Here is a 22,008-nt window from a genome sequence, read left to right on the forward strand (position 1 = left end):
GCCGATCAGGCGCTCTTCTTGGGCGCGGGCGCCTTGGCGGGAGCCTTCGTCGACGCCGCTTTCTTCGCGGCGGTCTTCTTCGCAGCCGCCTTCTTCGTCGGCTTCATCTTGTGCGCGAACTTCATGAGCTGAACGACGCGGTTGGAGTAGCCCCACTCGTTGTCGTACCAGGAGATGACCTTGACGGTCTTACCGCCGTCCATGGCCATGGTCGCGAGGCTATCGACGACCGAGCTGTGCGGGTTGCCGATGATGTCGCTGGAGACGAGCGGCTTGTCGCTGTACTCGAGGATGCCCTTGAGATCCCCCTTCTTCGCGGCATCCGCAAGCGCCTTGTTGACCTGCTCGATGCTCGCCGGCTTCTTGAGGCGTGCCACGAGGTCGACCACGGAGCCGTCCGGAACCGGAACGCGAAGCGCCATGCCGTCGAGCTTGCCGGCGAGCTTCGGAAGGATCTTGCCGACGGCGCGGGCGGCGCCGGTCGACGTCGGAATGATGTTCACCGCAGCGGCGCGGGCGCGACGAAGGTCCGAGTGCGGAAGGTCGAGGATCCGCTGGTCGTTCGTGTACGCGTGGGTCGTCGTCATGATGCCGTGGTCGATGCCGAAGGCGTCATCGAGGACCTTGGCGATCGGCGCGAGGCAGTTCGTGGTGCACGAGGCGTTGGAGATGATCAGGTCGTCGCCTTTCAGGACGTCGTGGTTCACGCCCATGACGATCATGGCGTCGATCTCGTCCTTCGGCGGAACCGTGAGACAGACCTTCTTGGCGCCGGCGGTGAGGTGCTTGGTGCAGGCCTCGCGCGTCGTGAAGACGCCCGTCGCTTCCACGACGAAATCGACCTTGTTCTCCCCGTGGGGAAGATTCGCGGGGTCCCGCTCGGCGGTGATGGTGATCTTCCGGCCGTTGACCGTAATGAAGCCCTTGCCGGACTTCACGGTGCCCTGAAAGCGGCCGTGGACCGAGTCGTACTCGAGGAGGTGAGCGAGGGTCGCGGCGTCGGTGAGGTCGTTGATGGCCACGACCTCCATGCCGGGGGTGTTCTCGATGATGCGGAAGACGTTTCGTCCGATTCGGCCGAAGCCGTTGATCGCGATGCGCATGAAGCTGGGTGTGGGTGGCCCCGGGGGGGCCGAAGGGGAGAGCGAGCCCGGAACGCCAAGCGAACCGGGTTGAGTGAGCGAATTCTGGCTTCCCCCACGTTCGTCCAGCGCTCCGAAGCGCGAACTTCGGGGCGAAATGGACCGGGCTGTGAGAAATCTCCAGAGAAGGCGGACAGAGCGTACGTACCTCCACCGATGGGTTCAACGAAGGGGTAGGTCTGCGCGCGCATCTCCCCTGCCCTACGGGATGGTTTCCGATCATCTGCGCCTTGCTACCCCCCCCTGCGACCCCAGCTGGCCTACCCCGGCCGCCCCGCACGGCGCCCCCCCCCCGATCGCGACTTTCCCGGCAATGCCCGCTCCATTTTCTGGCGCTGGAACCTCTTTCCCCGAACAATGCGACCTCGGCAGCTCGGGCTGCCTTTCCATCGTGACTGGACCCGCATCGAACCACCGCTCTGCCATGCACACCGAAGGATCCAACCCTGACGCCTTCTGGTCGCACCGCTGGAGCCTCCTGGGACGGCCCCTCGAGGTCGCCCCCACGACGCCGGTCGCCATCGCCCTCTCCGGCGGCGCCGACAGCGTTTACCTGGCGACGATGATCGCCCGCTCGGTCCCCCGGCCCAGGGCGCTGGCGATCCACGTGGACCACGGCCTGCGCGGTGAGGAGTCCCGCACGGACGCCGAGTTCTGCGCGCGCCTGTGCGCGAAGCTCGGCCTGCCGTTCGCCCGCCGCATGGTCGAGATCGACCCCGAGGCCAGCGACCTCGAAGGCCGCGCTCGCCAGGCCCGGTACAAGGCGCTCGCCGAGGAAGCCGCCAACGCGGGCATCTCGGTGATCCTGACCGGCCACCACGAGGATGACGCCGTCGAGACGCTCCTCATGCGCTGGATGCGCGGCACGGACATGCAGGGCCTCGCCGGCCTCCGTCGTGAGACGATCCTGGGCCCGGGCGCCTTCTCGGCGGAGACCGAGCGGCCGCTCCGCGTGCTTCGCCCGCTCATCGGCATGCGGCGCGAGGAAGTGCGCAGCGCCCTGCGTCAGCACGGAATCGAGTGGCGCGAGGACCTGACGAACTCGTCGGCAGCCTTCAGCCGCAACCGCGTTCGCTCCACCGTACTCCCCGAAATCGCTGCCCAGTGCGGCGACGAGGGCGTCGAGAACCTCCGTGCGTTCGCCCGCGCCGTGGAGTCCTTCGAGGACGAACTCGCCGATCGGACCGCCCACATCACCTGGGACCCTGTCGCCCACGAGGCGGCGCGACGCTCCGCCTCGATGCCGGATCTCGGCGGCTCGATCCGCCGCGATCGCCTCGGGGACCTGTCCCCCACGCTGATGAAGCGCGCCCTCGGCCGCCTCATCGGGGAAGGCACGGGCCAGCGCCCGGCGCGCCATGTTCTCCAGAATCTCGCCGAGGACCTGACGGAGGGCCGGACCGGCCGCCGTGAGATCCACGAGGGCTGGACCGTGCAGCTTCAGTCCGATGCGCTGCACCTCACGCCGCCGAGCGGCCTTCTCAGCCCTGGCTCCGGCGGAAGCGGCGGCGCAGCCGTGGCCGAACCAGTGGCAGAAACCCGGGCCGCGCAGAAGGTGTCCGCCCCCAAGGTGCGCACCGCCGAACGCCCCTCGATCGACTCGGAGCTTCATCCAGCGGCCCTGTCCACTCCCGAGGTGGTCTCCGCTCCGAAGCAAGCGTCGGCTTCCGGTGCGGCGGCGCCGCTCGCGGGATCCGGCCTCAGCCTCGGCATCCCCGGCGCGGTCCAGCTCCCCGACGGCCGATCGATCCACGCCACGCTGCTGAGCTCGTCGGCGGAGTTCGCTCCGAGCGTCACCTCGGTCGAGATCGACGCCGACGGCGTCGGTGATCTCCAGGTGCGATTCAGCCAGCCCGGCGACCGCTTCCGCGGCCTCGGCGCTCCCGGTCACAAGCCGCTCCGTCGCTTCCTGAGCGATATCGGGATTCCCCGCGAGGAGCGCGGCAACGTTCCACTGGTCGTCTCGTCGGCGACCGGCGAGATCCTCTGGGTCGCGGGCGTCCGCGTCGCCGAGGCGCGCAAGGTGCAGCCGAGCACCAAGAAGCGCGTGAAGCTGACGCTGGAAGGCGTCCGCGAGCGGTGACTACCGGGGTGTGGGCGGATATGCTGCCCCACCCGTGTCCAGATTCATCCCAAGCCCCATCGATGTCCCCGGAGATTCCGGCTCCCAGGAGCTGCGTTCTCTGCTGGAGCGGAACCTGAGCCGCGTGCTCACCCGAATCGGCGCGAACGTTCCGGAAGGCGGCCGCGCCCCGGAGCTGGTCGCCGTGACCAAGACCGTCTCCTCCGAGGTGACGCTGGCCCTCGTCGACGTGATGGTCGCCCGGGGGCTCACACCGCACCTGGCCGAGAATCGAGCCGACCGATTCGAGGAGAAGGTTCTGGCCTTCGAGGCGGCGGGCGTGCGTCCACGCTGGCACTTCATCGGTCATATCCAGCGCAACAAGGCTCGCCGGATTCTGGAGCGCGCGGACGTCCTGCACTCGGTCGACTCCCTCCGCCTCGCCGAAACGGTCGTTCGCATCGCGGAAGAGCTGGAGCGCGACGTCGAGGTGTTCATCGAGGTCAATTTGACCGGCGAGACCGAAAAACACGGCCTGCTCGCCGCCGGGGTTCCGGAGGTCCTTGAGGTCCTCGCCGCTTCGCCGCAGGTTCAGGTCGCAGGACTGATGGCCATGGGCCCGGCCCGCGACCTCCGCACCGTCGACGAGGTGTTCTTCGAGATAGCCGCCCTGGCCCGCGATCTCGAGCTCCAGTCACCGGACCTCCTCTCGGGCGGCAAGTGCCGTCTCTCCATGGGCATGAGCGGCGACCTCGAAGCCGCCCTCCAGCACGGCTCGCGCTTCGTCCGCATCGGTTCAGCGCTCTTCGAAGACCTGAACCTCGCCTCTCCTCCTTCCCCACGACCTGCCGACCGATGAGCGACGCTCTTTTCCTCGAGGCCCTCTCACCCGGAGGCTCCAGCGACACGACCGTCGCCCCCGCCGAGCTCCCGCGCCAGGGCCGTCTCGTCATCGGCTCGGCCAAGGACCGCGCGTCGTTTCACGTGGAGGGCCAGGGTGTCGCCCCCGTCCACTGCACCGTGGGCAGGCTCAAGTCGGGCGGCTGGGCCCTCAAGGACCTCGGCTCCGACTTCGGAACGATGGTCAACGGCAAGCGCGTCGACGCGGCCAAGCTGAGCGACGGCGACGAAATCCTGATCGGCTCCCGCAAGCTTCGTGTCTTCTCCGCGAAATCGCAGGCCGCAGGAGCGGCGCCGAAGGCGGAGCCCCGGGCGGAGCCCGCGAAGGCCAAGCCAGCGGCGTCCCAGGCCGCGGCGTCCCAGCCCAGGGCCCCCCAGCCCCGCAAGACGTCCGCCCCGGCCAGTCGACCGAAGACCCGCGAACTCGGGGGCTACCGGCTCGAACGCCCGCTCGGACGCGGCGCGATGGGCGATGTGTACCTGGCCGTACAAACCAGCCTCGACCGCAAGGTCGCTCTCAAGGTGCTCAAGGCAGACCTGGCGAAGGACGCGACCTTCGTCCGGCGGTTCCGCGACGAGGCGCGCTCCGCCGCCCGACTCAACCACCCGAACATCGTCACCGTGTTCGACGTCGGACAGGAAGGCGATCAGCACTTCCTCTCGATGGAGTACATGGACGGAAGCTCCCTCGAAGAGCAGCTGAAGAAGGGCGGGCCGATCCCGTGGCGCGAGGCGCTGGAGATCCTGCGCGACGCCGCCGCGGGCCTCGTCTACGCCGAGACGAACGGCATCGTTCACCGGGACATCAAGCCCGAGAACCTGATGCGTAACAAGGACGGCGTGACGAAGATCGCCGACCTCGGACTCGCGGTGCAGGTCGAGCAGGAGATGGTCGACTCGGGCGACGGGAAGGTGTTCGGCACGCCGCACTTCCTGGCTCCCGAGGTCGTGCGCGGCGCGTCGGCGACGTCAGCGTCGGACCTCTACTCCCTGGGCGCCACCGCCTACCGCATCCTCAGCGGGCACACTCCGTTCGAGGGCGCCAATACGCGCGAGATCCTGCGGTCCGCGCTCCAGGACGAGGCGCCTTCCCTCGCGGCGCGCGTCCCCGGTCTCCCGGCGGCGATGGCCGACACCATCCATCGCCTCCTCGCCAAGAAGCCGGAGGATCGTCACCCCTCCGCGGCCATCCTGCTGGCGGAGATCGAACGGCTGCGCCAATCGGGCGGCCAGGTCGGCGGCGCGCCTCCGCTGCAGGTGAAGTCAGGCGGCATCCCGAAACCGCTCCTCATCGGAGGCGTGGTGCTCGCGGGCGCGGTCGTGGCGATGCTCGCCCTCGGCGGCGGAGACGACCCCGCCCCTCGGACCGACGATCGCTTTCCGACCCGCAGCAGCGGAGGCAACGACGATACGTCCACGGCCATGGGCGCCGAGAGCGGATCGCCCAGGAACGGGAAAACGGACGATCCGAACGACGTCCAGATCGGAGCGGCGACTCCGGACGGGGCGATTGGGTCCACGGGACCCCAGGAAGGCTCCGGCGGCGCCGAGGCTTCCTTCGAGTACCGGGCCAGCCTCGCGTACCTCGAACTCGGGGACGAGAATCTCGCTCCCGCGCAGCGAGTCGCGCGCCTGCGCGCGCTGGCCGAGGCCTTCGCCGGCACGGACACCGCCACGAAGGCACTGGCCGAAGCTGAACAGATCGAGTCGAAGACCGCCTCGGAGGCGCTGAGCGAAGCATCGAGCACGGCGGCCCGCACCGCCGCGATCGAGGCGCTCAGGGCGGCCGCCGCGCTGGATACGACGCCGTTCCTTCCGGGTCGAGCCATCCAGGCCATGCAGGCCCTCGCCCCCAGCCAGGTGGATCTGGCGCGTGACCTCGGGCTTCGACAGGCCCGCAACCAGATCATCGACGAGGCGATGAAGCTGGGCCTCGCGCGCGGGCGTGCGGCCATGGCGGCGGCCGACGAAGCGGCCGCGGCGGGAGACTTCACCGGCACGCGGGCTCCGCTGGAGGACTTCTTGACCGCCGCCAGCCTGCCGTCCACGACGGACGCTCCGATCCTCGGCGACGAAGCGGTGCCTTCCTCCGTCGCCGAGTTTCGCGCGCTCGCCCAGGCCGTGTCGGATCGACTGCTTTCGATGGCGAGCAGCGAGGACGAGTTCGAGGAGAATCGCCTCCGCAAGGAACGCGATGAAGTGCGCTCGCTGATCGCGTCCGGCATCGAGCGCGAGCTGACGTCGTTCTCGATGGCAGCCGCTGCCTCGCGGCTGGAGAAAGCCGCAGGCATGACGAGTGAAGAGCCGCTGCGCTCACGGCTCGCCGAGCGCGCGGCCGACCTCGCTGCCGCCGATCGAGCGCTCACCGCGCTCGTCATGGGCTGGGATTCGCCAGGCTGGCGCCGGCAGAGCGTCCTGGACCCCCGGCCCGGCGCCTCGGGCAGCGTGGAGATCGTCGGGATCTCGGGCGGAGCGCTCAGGATCGCCGACGGCGGCGACTCCCAGGAGCTACCGTTCTCCGCCTGGGCAGGTCACACCGCCGAGCTGGAGAACCTCTTCCTCGGAAGACTCAACCGCGACTGGACGGCCGAGGAATCGCGGGGCATCGCCACGCTCCTGACCATCAGCGCCACGCTGGAGACGCTCGGCGGTCTGGAGGCGGCGCTCGGCGCCTCGGCGCAGCGCATCTCGCCCGCCGACCCGTCGGTGATCACCGCGGCGTTCGTCGAGGCGCGCGAGTGGGCCACGCGCGCACAGGACGATCTGGAGGCCGAAATCCGGGGTCTCATGGGCCAGCGAACGCTGCTCGATCTGATCCTCGAGCAGGAGCGCGCGGCGCGCATGCTGACCGAGGCGCTCATCGCCCGTGACGAGGGTCGCTGGGATGCGAGCGCCGAGCGACTCGAGCGACTCCTGAAGGAGCGGCGCGACGCCTGGCTCGTGATGATGCTGTCCCAGGGAGGTTCCCAATGACGGTCTCCTCCATGGACGAAGCGGTCACGCAGGCCCTCGGCGCCGTTCGATCCGCAGGGACGCCGGACCCCGACCTGCTCCTCTTCCCGGCCACCGGAACGACCGGGCTGATCGAGGCACTGGAGAGCGGCGTGAAGCTGGAGTTCGCCGACGTCGCCGGGGCGCCGGATGCCTACCGCGACCTCGCCCTCTACGCGGGGTCGCTCGGTAGCTCCAGCGTGTGGATCATCGAAGACGCGCCGAACGGAAGGGCGGGCGACGCTGCGTGGACGCGCGCGTTTCCGGTCTGGCTTGCGGCTGCGGCGGGCGCCAGGTTCCTGATCCATACGTCCGCCGGAACGGCGCTCGACGAAGAGGTCACTCGACCGGAGTCGATCGTGCGCGCGACCGATCACATCAATCTCTCGGGGACGACGCCGCTCCTGGGGCTCGGCAAGAGCCGCTTCGGGCCCCTCTTCCCGGACCAGACGCGCGTCCACGACGAGAAGCTGGCGGAACTCGCGCGTTCCGTCGCCCAGAGCGAGGGCATCGAACTCCAGGCAGCGGTCGTGGCGTGCACGATCGGCCCGGCGCTCTCGACGCCGGCGGAGATGGGCTCCTATCGGCTGGCAGGAGCGGGGATCGCAGTCCAGCGGCTCAGCGATCCCCTGATCGCTTCTGCGCACGCGGGACTCGGGGTGCTCTCGCTCACGGCGATCACGGACCTCGCGAGCGAGCAGCTCGGGATCGCGGACATGGTGCTGCGCGCGTCGCGCGTGGCTCCGTCGCTCGATCGACTCGTGACGCGGATCGCCGCCGAAGCCGGCGCTCTCGTCGCCGTCCGGCGCGAGGAGACGCCCGCTTGAAGCGCTATCGGATCGCCGTCCTCGTCTCGGGAACAGGCCGCCACCTGGAGAACCTCGCGGAGCTGTCGAAGGACCCGCGCGCGGACTTTCCGGTCGACGTGGTACTCGCGATCTCGAATCGTCCGGGCGTCCAGGCGCTCGAGCGAGCGGAGCGCTGCGGCGTCCCCGCGAGCGTGATCGCGCCGGAGCCCGACGAGACGGACGAGGCCTATGGCGCGCGCGTGTTCGACGTCATCCGTGAGGCGAACGTCGACGCGGTGGTGCTGGCGGGCTTCCTTAAGAAGCTCTGGATCCCCGACGACCACAAGGGTCGCGTGATCAACATTCACCCTTCGCTGCTGCCAGCCTTCGGGGGCAAGGGTTTCTACGGCGGCCGCGTGCATCGCGCGGTCCTGGAGCGCGGCTGCCAGGTGACCGGCTGCACGGTGCACCTCGTGGACGAGATCTACGACAACGGCCCGATCCTGCTTCAGCGCTGGTGCCCGGTGGAGCCGGGTGACACCGCGGAGACGCTGGCCCGGCGCGTCTTCGAAGAGGAACTGCTGGCGCTCCCGATCGGCGTCCTGTCGTTCCTGGAGAAGCAGTAGCCCACCCTCGACGCAGGGCGCGGCCGCGCACATGGATCCCAGAGACTTCATGAGCGCGATTTCGGACGGTCGTTAGCTTGGCTCGAAGCCGGGCGCAACTTCGGGGCATTCGGGCTCCAACGTCATGGTTGAAGACGCGCTCACGTCAGGTGAGCGCAAAGTTATCTGGACGCTGGCTCGCGCGGCGCCTCTCCTGAAGTTCGGAGCGCATCCCCTACGCGCTCGATCCCGCAGTTCAAGAGGTGCATCCATGCAAGAGAGCCAGAAGAGTTCACGGGCGCCGGCTTCCCCCACGTCGGGAGGCCCGAACCGCCGCACGGTCCTGAGGGGCAGCGCGGCGGTGGCCGCCGCCGCCGCTTCCGCGACCGTGGCGCGCGCCACACCCGCTAGCCTCCAGGCGGCGGCGACCATGGAGCCCTCGCTCGTGAACGCGTGGGCCCTGGGACGCGCGAGCTTCGGCGTGACCCGGGACATGCTGAACGACGTCGCGCAGAGGGGCCTCGACGGCTGGGTCGACTGGCAGCTCCAGCCGCTGCAGATCGACGACAGCGCGCTCGAGGCACGCCTGGCGAGCTTCGAGTGGCTCGGCTGGTCCGCGGCCGAGATGAACGATCATCCGACGAAGGAGGTCTGGGAGATCGCCCACGAAGCGCGCGCGGTTCGGCTGCTCCGCGCCACCTACTCGAAGCGGCAGCTCTTCGAGCGAATCGTCGAGTTCTGGACGGACCACTTCAGCATCTACGGATCGGCCGACGACACGTTCGTCCTGAAGATCGTCGACGACGAAGAGGTCATCCGGACCCACGCGCTGGGCCGGTTCCAGGACCTCCTGCAAGCGTCTGCGCGGAGCCCCGCGATGATCGCGTTCCTCGACAACGACACGAACGTCGTCGGAGCCGCCCAGGAGAACTACGCGCGGGAAGTGATGGAGCTGCACACGCTCGGCGTCGACGGCCCCTACACGGAGAACGACGTGCGCGAGCTGGCGCGCTGCTTCACGGGCTGGACGTACTGGAAGCCGTGGGAGTCGATGACGCAGTACGGGGAGTTCCGCTTCCGCCCCCAGCAGCACGACACGGGCGCGAAGACGGTGCTCGGCGTGCAGCTCCCGGCGGGCGGCGGCATCGAGGACGCGGAGATCCTGCTGGATCACCTCGCCGATCATCCGAGCACGATCGACTTCGTGACCACGAAGCTAGCGAAGTGGCTGCTCGGCTACGCGCCTCCCCAGGCCGCGATCGACGCGGCGCGTGCACGGTGGATCGCGACCGGCGGAGAGATCCGCGAGGTCGTGCGCTCGCTCCTCAGCGAGGAGTCGATCCGACTGGCGCGTCCTTGGCGCGAGCCGAAGCTGAAGCGCCCCTTCCACTGGATCGTCTCGCTGTATCGCGCGACGGGCATCGATCTTCCGACGCCCACCGACACGATCTGGATGATCTGGAACCTCGGGCAGCCGCCGTTCCAGTGGAAGGCGCCCAACGGCTACCCGGACGTCGAGGGCGCGTGGGCGTCGCTTCTGATGCCGCGCTGGCAGCAGGCGGCGGTCTTCGGGCAGGGCTGGTACTGGTCGTCCCCGCACACGATCGGCGACATCCGGGCACTCCTGGGCTCCACGCCCATGTCGGGCTGGGCCCAGCATCTCTCCATGCTTCTGACCGGCGGCACCATGCGGCCACGCGAGGTGAAGCGCATCCAGCAATACATCAACGGCTTCAGCCAGCCGACGGACCAGATCGTCGGTGAAGCGCTCGAACTCGTCGCATCCAGCCCCTCGTTCGGGCGCTACTAAGGAGTCTGCCATGGGAAAACACAACCGACTCGGCGTCCTTCAGGACCGCCTCCCCAGGATCACGCTCGCCGCCAGCGGCGGGCCCGCGCGCGACGTGCTCGTGTTCGTCATGCTGCGCGGCGGCATGGACGGTCTGTCGCTCTGCGTTCCGTACGCGGATCCGGACTACGCCTGGCAGCGCGGCAACCTCGCGCTTCCGGGCCCCGGCCAGGTCGACGGGGTGACCGACCTCGACGGCTTCTTCGGGCTCAGCCAGGCGGCTTCGGCGCTCTTGCCTGCGTACCTCGCGGGCGACCTGCTGTTCGTGCAAACCGCCGGCTCGCCGGACCCGACGCGCTCGCACTTCGACGCGATGAAGTTCATCGAGGGCGGCGTGCCGAATCAGGCGGCGCCGGTCATCACCACGGGCTGGCTCGGCCGGCACCTGGCGGGCGTGCCAGCCGTCAGCCCCGCAGCCAAGCTCCGCGGCGTGGCGATCGACTTCACGGCGCCGCTGACGCTGGCGGGCGCGCCGGCGACGCTGAGCATCCCGGACCCCTCGGACTTCGCGTTCAACGGCTATCAGTCGTCACGGCTCGCGCGCCAGGAAGTGCTGCGCGACCTCTACGCCTTCGAGAGCCAGCCGATCCGCGGCGCCGCCGAGGCCACGCTCGACACGATCGACCTGCTGGCGGGCCTCAACTTCGAGAACTACGTCCCGTCCGGTGGAGCGGTCTACCCGGACACAGAGTTTGGCGATCGGTTCAAGGCGGCGGCTGCGCTGATCAAGGCGGGCATCGGCATCGAGGCGATCGAGATCGACCGCGGCGGCTGGGACCACCACGACAACCTCGGGCCGGTCAGCGGGCAGATGGCGGAGATGCTGGCGGAGCTTTCGCAGACTCTTCTCGCGTTCCGCCTGGACCTCGGCGTGCTGATGAACGACGTGACCGTCGCGGCGATGAGCGAGTTCGGTCGGCGCGTGGACGCCAACGGATCCGGCGGCGTGGACCACGGCCGCGGCGGCTGCATGCTCGTGATGGGCGGCCACGTGAACGGTGGGCAGGTGCTCCACGACTGGGTCGGCCTCGACCCCGCGGTGCTGGACGACAAGGCGCTGCCGGTTCGCATCGACTACCGCGATGTGCTGATCGAGATCCTGCGGGACCGGATGGGCAATGCGGCGGCAGGGGCGCTCTTTCCGAACCACGTCCCGACCGATTGGGGCATCGTGAGTTAGTGGTCTGCAACGGTGACCAGAGCGAATCCCTATGATCGTTCCATGGTCCAACTGGCTCCCGCGCTCGCCGTTCTCGTCCTTTCGTTCCTTTCGGGTCTCGCGGCGGCCAGCGCCGCGCAGAACAAGGAGCTGCCGCGCCCGGGCGAGGTGTTCGCCATCGATGGTCACACCGCGTTCGTCATCGAGCCGGAGGAGGCGGCGCGGCGGCCAGGCCCGATGCCATGGGTCTGGTACGCGCCGACGCTGGAGGGTCTCCCGGCCGAAGAGGAGACGTGGATGTTCGATCGTTTCCTGGCCGCGGGGATCGCCGTGGCGGGGATCGACGTGGGCGAGTCCTACGGCAACCCGGAGGGGCGCGCCGCTTTCCAGGCGCTCTACGAATCGCTGACGACCGAGCGCGGCTTGGCGCGGAGGCCGGTGCTGCTCGCGCGCAGCCGGGGCGGGCTGATGCTCTACGGCTGGGCCGTCGAGCACCCTGAATCGGTCGGGGCCGTCGCGGGCATCTATCCCGTCTGCAACCTGGTCAGCTACCCGGGTCTCGATCGTGCAGCGCCCGCCTTCGGGATGAGCGCGGAGGCACTGGGAGCCGCGCTCCAAGATCACAACCCGATCGAGAAGCTGGCGGCTCTGGCGCGCGCCGGCGTACCCGTGCTGCACATCCACGGCGATGCGGACACGGTCGTTCCCCTCGACGCGAACTCCGCGCTCCTGGCCGAGCGCTACGCCACGCTCGGAGGTCCGGTCGAGATCGCGGTGATCGAGGGCCGAGGGCACGACATGTGGAGCGGCTGGTTTCGGTCGCAGAAGCTGACGGACTTCGCCGTCGCTCACGCGCTCGCGAACCAGGGCCTCACCCATCACGACCGCCTCGTGGTGCGCGGCACACTGGAGAACTGCCGCGCGCGCTTCGAGGGAGCGAAGCGCGGTCGCGTGGCGTTCCTCGGCGGCTCGATCACCCACAACCCGGGCTGGCGAGACGAGGTCTGCGCGTACCTGCGCGAGCGGTTTCCCAAGACCGAGTTCGACTTCCTCGCAGCGGGCAATCCGTCCATGGGAAGCACACCGGGCGCGTTCCGTTTCACCCGCGATGTTCTGAGCCACGGCCCCGTCGATCTTCTCTTCCAGGAAGCGGCGGTGAACGACTCCACCAACGGACGCAGCGCGGTGGAGATGGTGCGCGGGACCGAGGGCATCGTTCGCCAGGCGCTGAGGTCGAACCCTGCGATGGACGTGGTGCTCTTGCACTTCGTGGACCCGGACAAGATGGCCACCTACCGGGCGGGGGAGGTGCCGCTCGTCATCGAGCAGCACGAAGCGGTGGCCGAGCGCTACGGCCTCTCATCGGTGAATCTCGCATGGGAGGTCACCGAGCGCATCGATGCGAGTGAGTTCACCTGGGAGGACGACTTCAAGAACCTGCATCCGTCGCCCTTCGGCCAGCAACTGTATGCGGCGAGCGTGCTTCGTCTGCTCTCCAAGTGCTGGGACGGCGAGTCGGCCGTTCCTGAGTCCCCCACGCCCCATGGAATGCCAGCTGCGCTGGATCCCTTCAGCTACGACGCGGCGCGGCTCGTTCCATTGAAGGAAGCGACCACGCGAGCCGGCTTCGAGCTCGTTCCCGACTGCGATCCGCGCCAAGGCGGCATCGGAGGCGGCGTGCGCGATGGATTCGTCGACGTCCCGATGCTGGTCGCTACGAAGCCGGGCGATCAGCTGACGCTCCCGTTCGAGGGCCGCGCGGTGGGCCTCTGGGTCGCGGCTGGCCCGGACGCGGGCACGATCGAGCACCGGATCGACGGGGGCCCCTGGCGCACCACGGACCTCTTCACGCCCTGGAGCGGGGGCCTGCACCTGCCCTGGGTGCACGTACTCGAGGCCGAGCTGGACGGCGCGGCCCACCGGCTGGAGGTGCGCATCGCCGCGACGAAGAACGAGCGCAGCCGGGGGCACGCCGTACGCATTGCCCGCTTCTTGGTGAACGACTGAGCCGCGCCCCGGTCCGTCCGGCGAGGCGCACCGCGGGATTCTCGACAAACCCCGTAGCCGACTAACGACACCTGTAGTATTACAGGTGTCGTAGTTCGCCTGCCCCACTGTCATCCCTTGGAGTCCACCATGAACGTTCCGCTCGTCGCTGATGCCGCCCTCCCCTGGCTCCTGACCTATGCGCTCCACAGCCTCGCCCTGGGAGCAGCCGGGCTTCTCCTGGTCCGCCTTCTGAAGGCACCAGGGGCCCGCAGCAGCGTCGTGCTCAAGGTCGCGCTCTTCGGGGCACTGATCAGCTCGAGCGTGCCCTGGAGCGCCGTGGCGCCGCTGGAGCTCCGGGCTTCAAGACCGAGTCACCAGGCAGCGACCGGAACGCTCGCCTTCGGTCCGCGGGCGGCAGTCAGAACGGAACTCACCGCAGAGACACGTGCGATGCCCCTGGCTGGCGCCGCGTCGTCTGTCGACCCGTCGGATGACGACGGGGAGCGGAAGGCCGGTTGGCCCGCCTGGCTCTGGCTCTCCCTCGGCTCCGTTTCCGCGCTTCTCGTGGGCCGCATCCTTCGGGAGCGCTCGCGGTTTCTTCGCTCGCTCGCGCGCGAGCCTCTGAACGATCGCGCGGCCCGAGGCTTTTTGGGGTCCTGGGCCGAGGCGGCTGGCCGTCCCCCCATCGAACTGTCGGTCTCCGACGCCCTGCGCGCGCCCGTCGCGCTCTCGTCCAGCGAGATCTGCGTCCCGCGGAGCTGCTGGAACGCTCTGTCCGAACAGGACCGCCAGGCCCTGCTCGCCCACGAGTTCGCGCACGTCACGCGCTGCGATCCGGCGTGGTTCATGGCCGCTGCGATCCTCGAGCGGGCGTTCTTCTTCCTGCCCTGGCATCGACGGGTTCGCGCCGCGCTCAATGCCTCGGCGGAGGTAGCCTGCGACGCTCTCGCGGCGCGTCGAGTCGGTAGCTCGGCCGCCGTGGCGCGCTGCCTGGCGGCGGTCGCGACCTGGTCCGCCGAAACCCGCGGTGGGCTCGAGGTCCCGAACTCGGTGCCCGCGATGGCGGCGGCGCCGGGTGAGCTCGTCGGGCGTGTGCGGCACCTGCTGGAGGACACCGACCGCCCGGTGGGCCGCAGGTTCGGGGCAGGTGCAGCGCTGGCGCTCGTCGGCTTTGCCTGCTGCGCGCCCGCCGTGTCGACGGGCTCGACCGCAGAAGACAGCGCCGAGCCGGATCCCTTCGACGGCGCGATCCTGATCGAGGTAGCCGAGGACCGTACGGCGACCGCCCGCCGCTCGGCGGACTATCCTCCGATGCCGGAGATCCAGGTCGACATGGACGACCGCTTCGAGCGTGGCCGGCTCCTGGAGTGGCTCAAACTGGCAGCTCTCGACCTGCGGCCCTTCACCCAGGATGAGCTCTCGAAGAAGGGCCTCGGCGTGCCCGTGACGTGGCCGATCCGCGAAGGCGCAATCGTTGTGTCGGGCTCCGCTGACGTGGAGTTGAAGCAGCTGCTCCGAATCATGTCGTTCGCCGGAGACCGTAGCATCAGTATGGCCGACGTTCGTCTGAGGGTGAACGGCAGGACGTTTCAGACTCCCTTGCCCTACGACGCGGGCGTGGTGGTGCCGGGTCAATATCTCTCCCTCCATGTGCGCCTGGACGCAATCGATGCCGGGGATCCGGCTCGAGGCGTGACCTATACGGTGGGGAAGTCATCGGGGACCATCCGCCAGGCGCCGCTCGAGGAGTCCGAGACGGAAACAGAAGTCGCTGATACACACCCGGCCCCAAACACGTTAACGGACAAGGCCGAATTCGTGGCGGCTGCAGCGGAACTGATCGAGAGTGGGAAGGAGATGGAGGTCGTCCTGGACATTCGCAAAGGCGTCCGCTTCGGCCAGACCGCCGAGGTCCTGGCCGTTCTGCCGGAACTCGGTCTCTCCAACGTGTACTTCATGGGGAGCTACGAGAATTGAGCCCAGATCCCGAACTCCGACTCACCTCTCTCCAGCTCGCCGTACTTCGTGTGCTGTGGAGGAAGAGCGAGGCCAGCGTGAACGAGGTCCACGCCGCCCTGCAAACCGATCGCCCCCTCGCGACGACCACGGTCGCCACGTTGCTCAAGCGGCTGGAAGCGCGCGGAGTCCTGACCCACCGCACCGAAGGTCGCCAGTTCCTCTACCGCGCGCTCGTCAACGCCGACGAGGTCGGCAGAACCATGACGTCCGAGCTGGTGGAGGATGTCTACGCTGGCGACGTGACGGGACTCTTCGCGCATCTCCTGGACACCCGAAGCGTGAGCGAGAAGGACCTGGCGGAGATCCAGCGCATGATCCAAGAGCACGAGTGAAGCTCCACCGAGCGGTATCGCCGAGGACATGCTCCTGTTTCCTGGCGGTATTGCCAATGCTACCATCGCGGTCATGGTGCTCTTCCCCGAACCACTCCGCCCGGGCGACCTCATCGCAGTCACCGCGCCGTCCTCGGGTGTGCTTCCCACGATGCATTCACGCCTTGAGCTGGCGATCGAGCACCTGCGGGCCCAGGGCTTCCGCGTCATCGAGGGTGCGTGCCTGCGAGACCAGCGCCGCAGCACCAGTGCCCCACGCAACGAGCGCGCAGCCGAACTGATGCGCTTCCTCCAGGATCCGGAAGTGGCCGCTGTCATTCCGCCTTGGGGCGGCGAGCTGGCCTCCGAACTCCTCGACGTTCTCGACTTCGAGGGCCTGCGCGACTCGAAGCCGAAGTGGATGCTAGGCTATTCTGACACGAGCACGCTTCTCATGCCGTTGACGCTGGTCACCGGCTGGGCCACCGCCCACGGGCCAAACCTGATGGACTTGGTGCCTACCCAGTCGGACCCGCTAACGACCGGCGCAATGTCTGTCCTCGCGAGCCACCTCCAGGATCCCGTCGTGCAGGCTTCGTCAGAGCGTTACCAAGTGAACTTCGTGGATTACGCCGATCAGTTCGATGAGCCGCTACAGCTCACGGAACCGACGCGTTGGAAACGACTCGATGGATCGGACGAGGCCCTGGAGATTCGCGGTCGACTGATCGGCGGATGTTTCGACACGGTCACTCTCTTGGCGGGGAGCCAATACGGTGATGTCCCTGCGTTCATCCAATCCTCCGGTTCCGTGGGAGCCATTCTGTACCTGGAGAACGTCAGCCAGTCGCCCGGCGGGGTGGTTCGCTTGCTCCTCTCCTTGAGACGCCACGGCTGGCTCGAGGGCCTCAGCGGCCTGCTGCTGGGTCGTAGCACAGCCGCCCCTGAAGAAAACCCGGCCGACCTTCACTATGAAGGCGCGCTGATAAGCACCCTCGGGCAGGAGCCGTTCCCGGTCCTCTTCGACCTTGACATCGGACACAGGCCGCCGCAGATGACGCTGATCAACGGCGCCTTCGCGTCTGTGTGTTTCGAAGGAGGAGCTGGAACGATCTCCCAGGCCAGTACTGCGTTCGATCGCTGAGGCCGCGGCTTCAACAGAAAGGCGGTGACGTGCATTCGCGCTCGCTTCCCGGTCAGGAATGCTGCTTCCCCTGAAGTACCGAATTCCCGGCGGTACCGAACCCGACCCAAAGCCGCCACGTTTCCGTTCGAAGGTGATTCCTTCGAACGGAAACGTGGCGGCTTTGGGTCGGGTTCGGTACCGCCGGGAATTCGGTACCGCCGGGACTTGATCGTCGGCAGCGGCGACGGACAGCCCGTCCTGATTGCGCAGCAGGAGTGCCGTGCAGAAGGTCTCGGGCAGAGCCGGCATTCGGGTTCGGCTTCGATCGATCGTTCGTCTTCAATGCGTGGTGGCAAGCCATGCGCGGGGGAGGAAGCAGGCCGCGGGCTTCGAGTGGCTCAGCGGATGCCGACCCAGGGCCTGTCTCCCATTCCACGGACGCCGTGACCGTTCGCTTCTATTAGCGGAGGTGACTCGCGGCAGGCCGGGGCTGTTGTCAGAGCTCCCTCACCTCGAACACCTCGCGGAAGGTGTAGCGGTAGGGATGGAAGCTGAACAGGTGCTCGGACGTCGCCCGCGTCCCCCACCGTCTTCGGGCCATCTCCATCTGGACGGCCCGGCGGTTGGAATGGATGGCCGTCGACGTGGGCACCCAGACGCCCGCGCATCCCCATCGGCGCGCGAGCTGCCAGGCGTAGTCGATGGCCACGTCGAGCACGGCGCTGATCTCGACGGCGTCGAGGAACCGCAGCGACGGGTTGATTCCAGGCAGCGTCACGTACTCGACTCCCTCCTCTTCGACGATCAGCACGTGCATGCCGCCCGCGGCGATTCCGTCGGGGCCCCAGAAGATCACCTGGAAGAAGTCGGGACGGTTCCAGAGTTCCTTGTCGGTGGCGACGCAGACGCCCTCGCAGAGGCCGATGGGCGCGTGCGCCTTGCGCTTCGAGAGCTCCAGCGTGATCTCCATGGGCGGCGCCGAACTGGAGTGGACGTAGACGAGCTTCGCGGGCTGTCCATCGCCGCCGTAGAGCTCCCGATGCATCGCGCTCGAGGCCTGACCCACGAAATCAGCCATCAGCCGAGCCTGCTCCTTGCCGACCTCCACTTTGACCTCGACAGGCACCAGCGATTGCAGCAGCGCACGAACCTCGTCGCGGTCCTTGCAGGCCGCCAGCGCCGCCGGGAATTGCGCGGGATCCACCACGAAGTGGCGCAGCTGCCTCTCCAGGCGCGCCGTGACCTCGGGACCGGAGACGCGTTGCGCCGCGATCTCCTGGGCGAGGCTCCACATCGACTTCACGAGGCCCGCACCGATCGACGTGTCCGGAGCGAACTTCGCCTGGACCAGTCGGTCGTAGCGCGCGGGATCCTGCTTGCGCGCGGCGATGAGGCATTGCTCGACCACGTCGCGCACGTGGTCCCCCAGGAACTCCTTGCACTCGATGAGCTGCGTGGGCGTGTCCGCATGGGACGGCAGGTCCACGCCTCCGGCGCGCGCGTGCACGAGCACTCGACCCAGTAGCTCCCTCTGGATGACGTCCCGCCCGATGCGGCCCTCCGCCCAGCGCGCGAGCAGATCCCATCCGAGCGCGAGAGTGTTCTCGGAGGTCGGCTCCACGCCCGCGGTGCCAGGCCCGACCTCGGCCGCGGCCTCCATCAATACCGCCCAGTGCGATCGGTCGATCTCGACGCCGGGCCGCTGCTCCCAGGCACCCTGGCGCAGCGAATAGCGCCGGCGTCGATGCTCGCCTGGATCCCTCTCGAGCACGTGGTCCTCGTGGTCGTCGAAGGACGCGAAGTTCTGCACGTGCTGGTCCCGCGTCGTCGACATCGCGGGCGGAAACACGTGGTACAGCACGAGCGGAAAGAGCGGGTGCTCCATCTCCTCCCGGGAGACCTCGCCCGCGCGGACCGACTCCGAGAGGGTCAGGAGGGTCCCGTGCAGCGCCTCGACGGCCTCGCGCTTCTGCGTCTCGCTCAGGCTGCTGTCTTGCTGGATCGCGCGGAACCTCTCGTACACCTGCGGCTCGGCGAGCGGCACCTCGCGCAGGAATTGCAGGAGCAGCGCGCGTTCCCCGGTGAGGTCGGTGATCTGGCGCTCCCGCAGCCCGGGCAGAATGAGCCCGTCCATGATCTCCGGCACGCGCACACCGAACTGCGTCACGATTTCACCCAGCAGCCGGAGGTCGCTGTCCTGTTGAAGCCAGCGCTCATCGACCCATCGGAACGATCGCAGGAGCCCGGTCGATCGCGGGCCGTGGGCCGCGATGGCGGGGCGGATCAGCCCGGACCAGCCCGACGGCCAGCGCCGGACGAGCGGGGTGCACCCCGAGAGCGCGCTGACGAGTCGAGCAGCGGAGTCCCGCATGGCCTCGCCGCCAAGCTGCGCCCCGAGCCAGGTGAGCGTTTCCTCGAAGCTCACCAGCGTGGCGGGCGGAACCGCCGCCGCGAAGCGCAGGAGTTCGCGCAGGCCGTCGCTGTCCACCGCGTTCCCCGCGTCTTCCGCGTCCTCGGTTCGGAAGAGGCGAGCCACATCGAAGAGGAGCGGCAGCCCACGGCGGAATCCGGCCGGATCCCCATCCGTCACCTGCGCTAGCACCTCGAGACCCGGTGCTCGATCCCCGTGGTAGCCTCGGGAGTCGCCCTGACGCACGAGCGCCAGGCCGACGCCCACGGGCTCCGCAATGAGTCGATCGGCGACGGCGGTGAGGCAAAGGACCGCCTCCTCTGGCTGACCCGCACTGACGGAACGAAGGACGCGGAGCGCGTACCAGAGCAGGTTCGCTGGCCACCGATCGGCGGCCTTCATTCGTTCCGCCTGCAGGCGAGCCGCCTCCAGGAGTCGACCGAATGCCCCCGCGTCCTCCCCCGCGATCTCGGCCAGGAGCGGCAGCGCCGAGGCCAGCGCGTCCATGACAGGGTCTTCGTCGGACTCCAGTTCGAAGCGCTCGTGAATGAGATCGAGCACCGCCTCGAACGACGCGGGATCGCCGCCGCTCATCGACGCGGCGGTCTGGACCGCTGGCGCGAGGAACCACTTCGTCGCCGCGTCGGGGACGCGCTGGCTCTCCTTCTCCACGGCGCCGAGCAGCGCCTTGAAGCGCGCGGGCTCGCCCCGGTCCACGCCGGCGATCGCCGCCGTCGCATGCTCGAGGATGGCCGCCCCGTCGCGGCCCCCCTTCGCGAGACCTGTCGCCCAGTCGAGGCAGACGTCGAGGCGCCAGGGCTCTTCGCGCGCCTCCCTGGCGGCAGCGGGCAGACCGGCCTCCAGGAACGCCGCCGGCGACACCCCGCCTTCCGCCATGGCGAGAAGCAGAGCGCGCAGACGCCCCAGCAAGCCCCGGAACGCGTCGGCTCCCTCGTCGCCGCGCACGTCCGCCATGGCGGAGACGTGCCGGTAGAGAACGCTCCGCGGATCGACCCCCGCAGCCTCCAGGGCCGTGATGACCTCGACCAGCGTACGGCAGAGCCGCCTGAACTCCTCGGGCTCATCGCCAGCGACCTTCAGGAGCACCGGAAAGGCGCTGGACAGTGTCTTCTCGGGATCGACACCCAGGCCACCGAGTTCCTCCACGACGCCGCGCGCCTCCCCCGGCAGCCACGGGTGCGCCTCGCCGAGATTCAGCACGGTCGGCCAGCCGTAGGCGAACGTCATGCCCGGAGACACGCCTTGCTCGGCCAGCCGCGCCCCCATGCGAAGCACGTCGAGGAGTTCCGCCGGGGCGCCGCCGACTCGATCCGCCATGTAAGGCACAGCGTCCACGAAGTACTTCTGGCCACGGCCTTCGATCGCGTGCAGGGAAAGCGCCGTCTGCGTCAGGAGCTCCAGGCATTCCGCCAGAAGATCGGCGCGCTCCTCTTCGGGCCAGGCATGCGCCTGTGAACCGATCGCGGGGGCCGCGCTTTCCAGCACGGTGAACGGATCGAATCCCTCGTTGGCGAGCCTTCGCCCGAGCTCGATGGCCATCGGGGCTCCGAGCGCGTACGCGGCGGGCATGAACGCCTCGTAGAGAATCCCGCCGGGATCGATCCCGCGGTCAGCGAGGCTGACCGCAAAGCGCAGCACCTCGCTGAGTTCCCCCGGCGCGACCTCTCCAATGATGCCCCCGAGCCCGTTGCCGATGCACAGGTAGGGCGACATCCCCTGGGCCTTCATCGACCGGATCAGCGCCAGCACGAGGTCGAACCACTCCCCGAGATACGGCACCATCCCTGGCCCGTAGCGCGCGAACGTCACGACGCCGTCCGCGATCCTGGAGCCGACGTGCATGCCGGCGTCGGGAACGCGCTCCAGGAAGTCGCCGAGGAGTTCCATCGTGCGCACGAACGTCGCGCGGTCCGAGTCTTCGCCGTTGAGAAGCACGCGCGCCCACTCGCTCACCAGGAGGCTCCAGATCCAGCCAGGCTCGCCGCCGGGCGTCCCGCCCACCCGCTCGGCCAGTCGACAGACCGGCTCCAGCGCCCAGGCATGACCGGGCAGTACCTCGCCGAGCGCTCCGCTGCCGCTCGTCACCAGACGGGATGTATCGGTCCCCTGGGCCCGCAGCGTCAGGAGCGTCTCCCCGTATCGAGCCAGCCCGCCGCGAAAGACCTCGAGGTCCGCCTCCGAGAGTCGGCTCACGAAGCGCACGCCGTAGGAGATCGCGCTCCATAGCTCGATCTCGCTGGCGTGCAGGGAGCGAACGAACGACTCCACCGGCTCCAGCCACACCGCGACAGGCTCGGCGGCCGCGCCGCGGCACTTGATCGCTGCGGGAACACCGTAGGAGAGAACGCGCTCCGGATCGATGCCGTCCGCGGCGAGCCGCAGGCTGAGGTCGAGCGCTGCCTCGAAGGTCCCGGGCGCGACCTCCTCCAGCTCACGGCAGGAGCGCAGTCCGGAGTCGAGACCGGATCCGGGCAAGACACCGTGCTTCGTGAGATGGTCTCGAAGAGTCGCCACGCGGGGATCGTTCAAGAGGAAATCGTCGGCCATGGGATCGGGGATGATAACCGCGAGGACTGGCCCGACCGACGTCGCCGCTACAGAATGGCCGTCACAGGAGTGTGATGGAAAGAACATGC

At 68.7% G+C, this 22,008-nt stretch carries 13 protein-coding genes; 11 read left to right on the forward strand and 2 right to left on the reverse strand.

Going from position 1 to position 22,008, the window contains the following annotated elements; genetic code table 11:
• Positions 1–5: 5 nt before the first annotated feature.
• On the reverse strand, positions 6–1,103 hold the full coding sequence (gene gap / locus Poly30_RS14585) for a type I glyceraldehyde-3-phosphate dehydrogenase (protein WP_145198502.1): 1,098 nt from the start codon (positions 1,101–1,103) through the stop codon (positions 6–8).
• A 463-nt stretch (positions 1,104–1,566) separates the two neighbouring features.
• Between gap and tilS the strand changes: the two genes are divergently transcribed.
• From tilS to Poly30_RS14640, 11 genes are all read left to right on the forward strand, one after another.
• A complete protein-coding gene (gene tilS, locus Poly30_RS14590; RefSeq protein ID WP_419190195.1) occupies positions 1,567–3,225 on the forward strand; it encodes a tRNA lysidine(34) synthetase TilS in 1,659 nt (552 codons plus the stop codon).
• A gap of 34 nt (positions 3,226–3,259) precedes the next feature.
• Positions 3,260–4,063, forward strand: coding sequence for a YggS family pyridoxal phosphate-dependent enzyme (locus tag Poly30_RS14595; RefSeq protein ID WP_419190196.1), 804 nt, complete (start codon positions 3,260–3,262; stop codon positions 4,061–4,063).
• Positions 4,060–7,077 carry an FHA domain-containing serine/threonine-protein kinase gene (locus tag Poly30_RS14600; RefSeq protein ID WP_145198508.1) on the forward strand — a complete coding sequence of 1,006 codons (3,018 nt, stop codon included), beginning with the start codon at positions 4,060–4,062 and terminating at the stop codon, positions 7,075–7,077. Before Poly30_RS14595 ends, Poly30_RS14600 begins: the two co-directional genes overlap by 4 nt.
• On the forward strand, positions 7,074–7,922 hold the full coding sequence (locus Poly30_RS14605; protein ID WP_145198510.1) for a phosphorylase family protein: 849 nt from the start codon (positions 7,074–7,076) through the stop codon (positions 7,920–7,922). Before Poly30_RS14600 ends, Poly30_RS14605 begins: the two co-directional genes overlap by 4 nt.
• A complete protein-coding gene (gene purN / locus Poly30_RS14610; RefSeq protein WP_145198512.1) occupies positions 7,919–8,509 on the forward strand; it encodes a phosphoribosylglycinamide formyltransferase in 591 nt (196 codons plus the stop codon). The genes Poly30_RS14605 and purN overlap by 4 nt, the downstream gene beginning before the upstream one ends.
• Before the next feature lie 250 nt (positions 8,510–8,759).
• The gene (locus Poly30_RS14615; RefSeq protein WP_419190197.1) at positions 8,760–10,298 is read left to right on the forward strand and encodes a DUF1800 domain-containing protein; all 1,539 of its coding nucleotides are present in this window, start codon (positions 8,760–8,762) and stop codon (positions 10,296–10,298) included.
• A 10-nt stretch (positions 10,299–10,308) separates the two neighbouring features.
• On the forward strand, positions 10,309–11,517 hold the full coding sequence (locus Poly30_RS14620) for a DUF1501 domain-containing protein (protein ID WP_145198516.1): 1,209 nt from the start codon (positions 10,309–10,311) through the stop codon (positions 11,515–11,517).
• A 42-nt stretch (positions 11,518–11,559) separates the two neighbouring features.
• Positions 11,560–13,503 (forward strand): SGNH/GDSL hydrolase family protein, encoded by a 1,944-nt coding sequence (locus Poly30_RS14625; RefSeq protein ID WP_145198518.1) that lies wholly within the window; start codon positions 11,560–11,562, stop codon positions 13,501–13,503.
• 129 nt (positions 13,504–13,632) lie between these two features.
• A complete protein-coding gene (locus Poly30_RS14630; protein WP_145198520.1) occupies positions 13,633–15,462 on the forward strand; it encodes a M56 family metallopeptidase in 1,830 nt (609 codons plus the stop codon).
• Complete coding sequence (locus tag Poly30_RS14635; protein WP_419190198.1) at positions 15,459–15,836, forward strand: BlaI/MecI/CopY family transcriptional regulator; 378 nt, start codon at positions 15,459–15,461, stop codon at positions 15,834–15,836. Before Poly30_RS14630 ends, Poly30_RS14635 begins: the two co-directional genes overlap by 4 nt.
• A gap of 73 nt (positions 15,837–15,909) precedes the next feature.
• A complete protein-coding gene (locus Poly30_RS14640) occupies positions 15,910–16,959 on the forward strand; it encodes a S66 family peptidase (protein WP_419190199.1) in 1,050 nt (349 codons plus the stop codon).
• Positions 16,960–17,437: 478 nt separating this feature from the next.
• Here the strand turns inward: Poly30_RS14640 and Poly30_RS14645 are convergent, their stop codons facing one another.
• Positions 17,438–21,919, reverse strand: coding sequence for a hypothetical protein (locus Poly30_RS14645; RefSeq protein WP_145198526.1), 4,482 nt, complete (start codon positions 21,917–21,919; stop codon positions 17,438–17,440).
• Positions 21,920–22,008: the final 89 nt, after the last annotated feature.

It is taken from the genome of Saltatorellus ferox, assembly GCA_007751475.1.
In the GTDB taxonomy this organism is placed as follows: Bacteria; Planctomycetota; UBA1135; order UBA1135.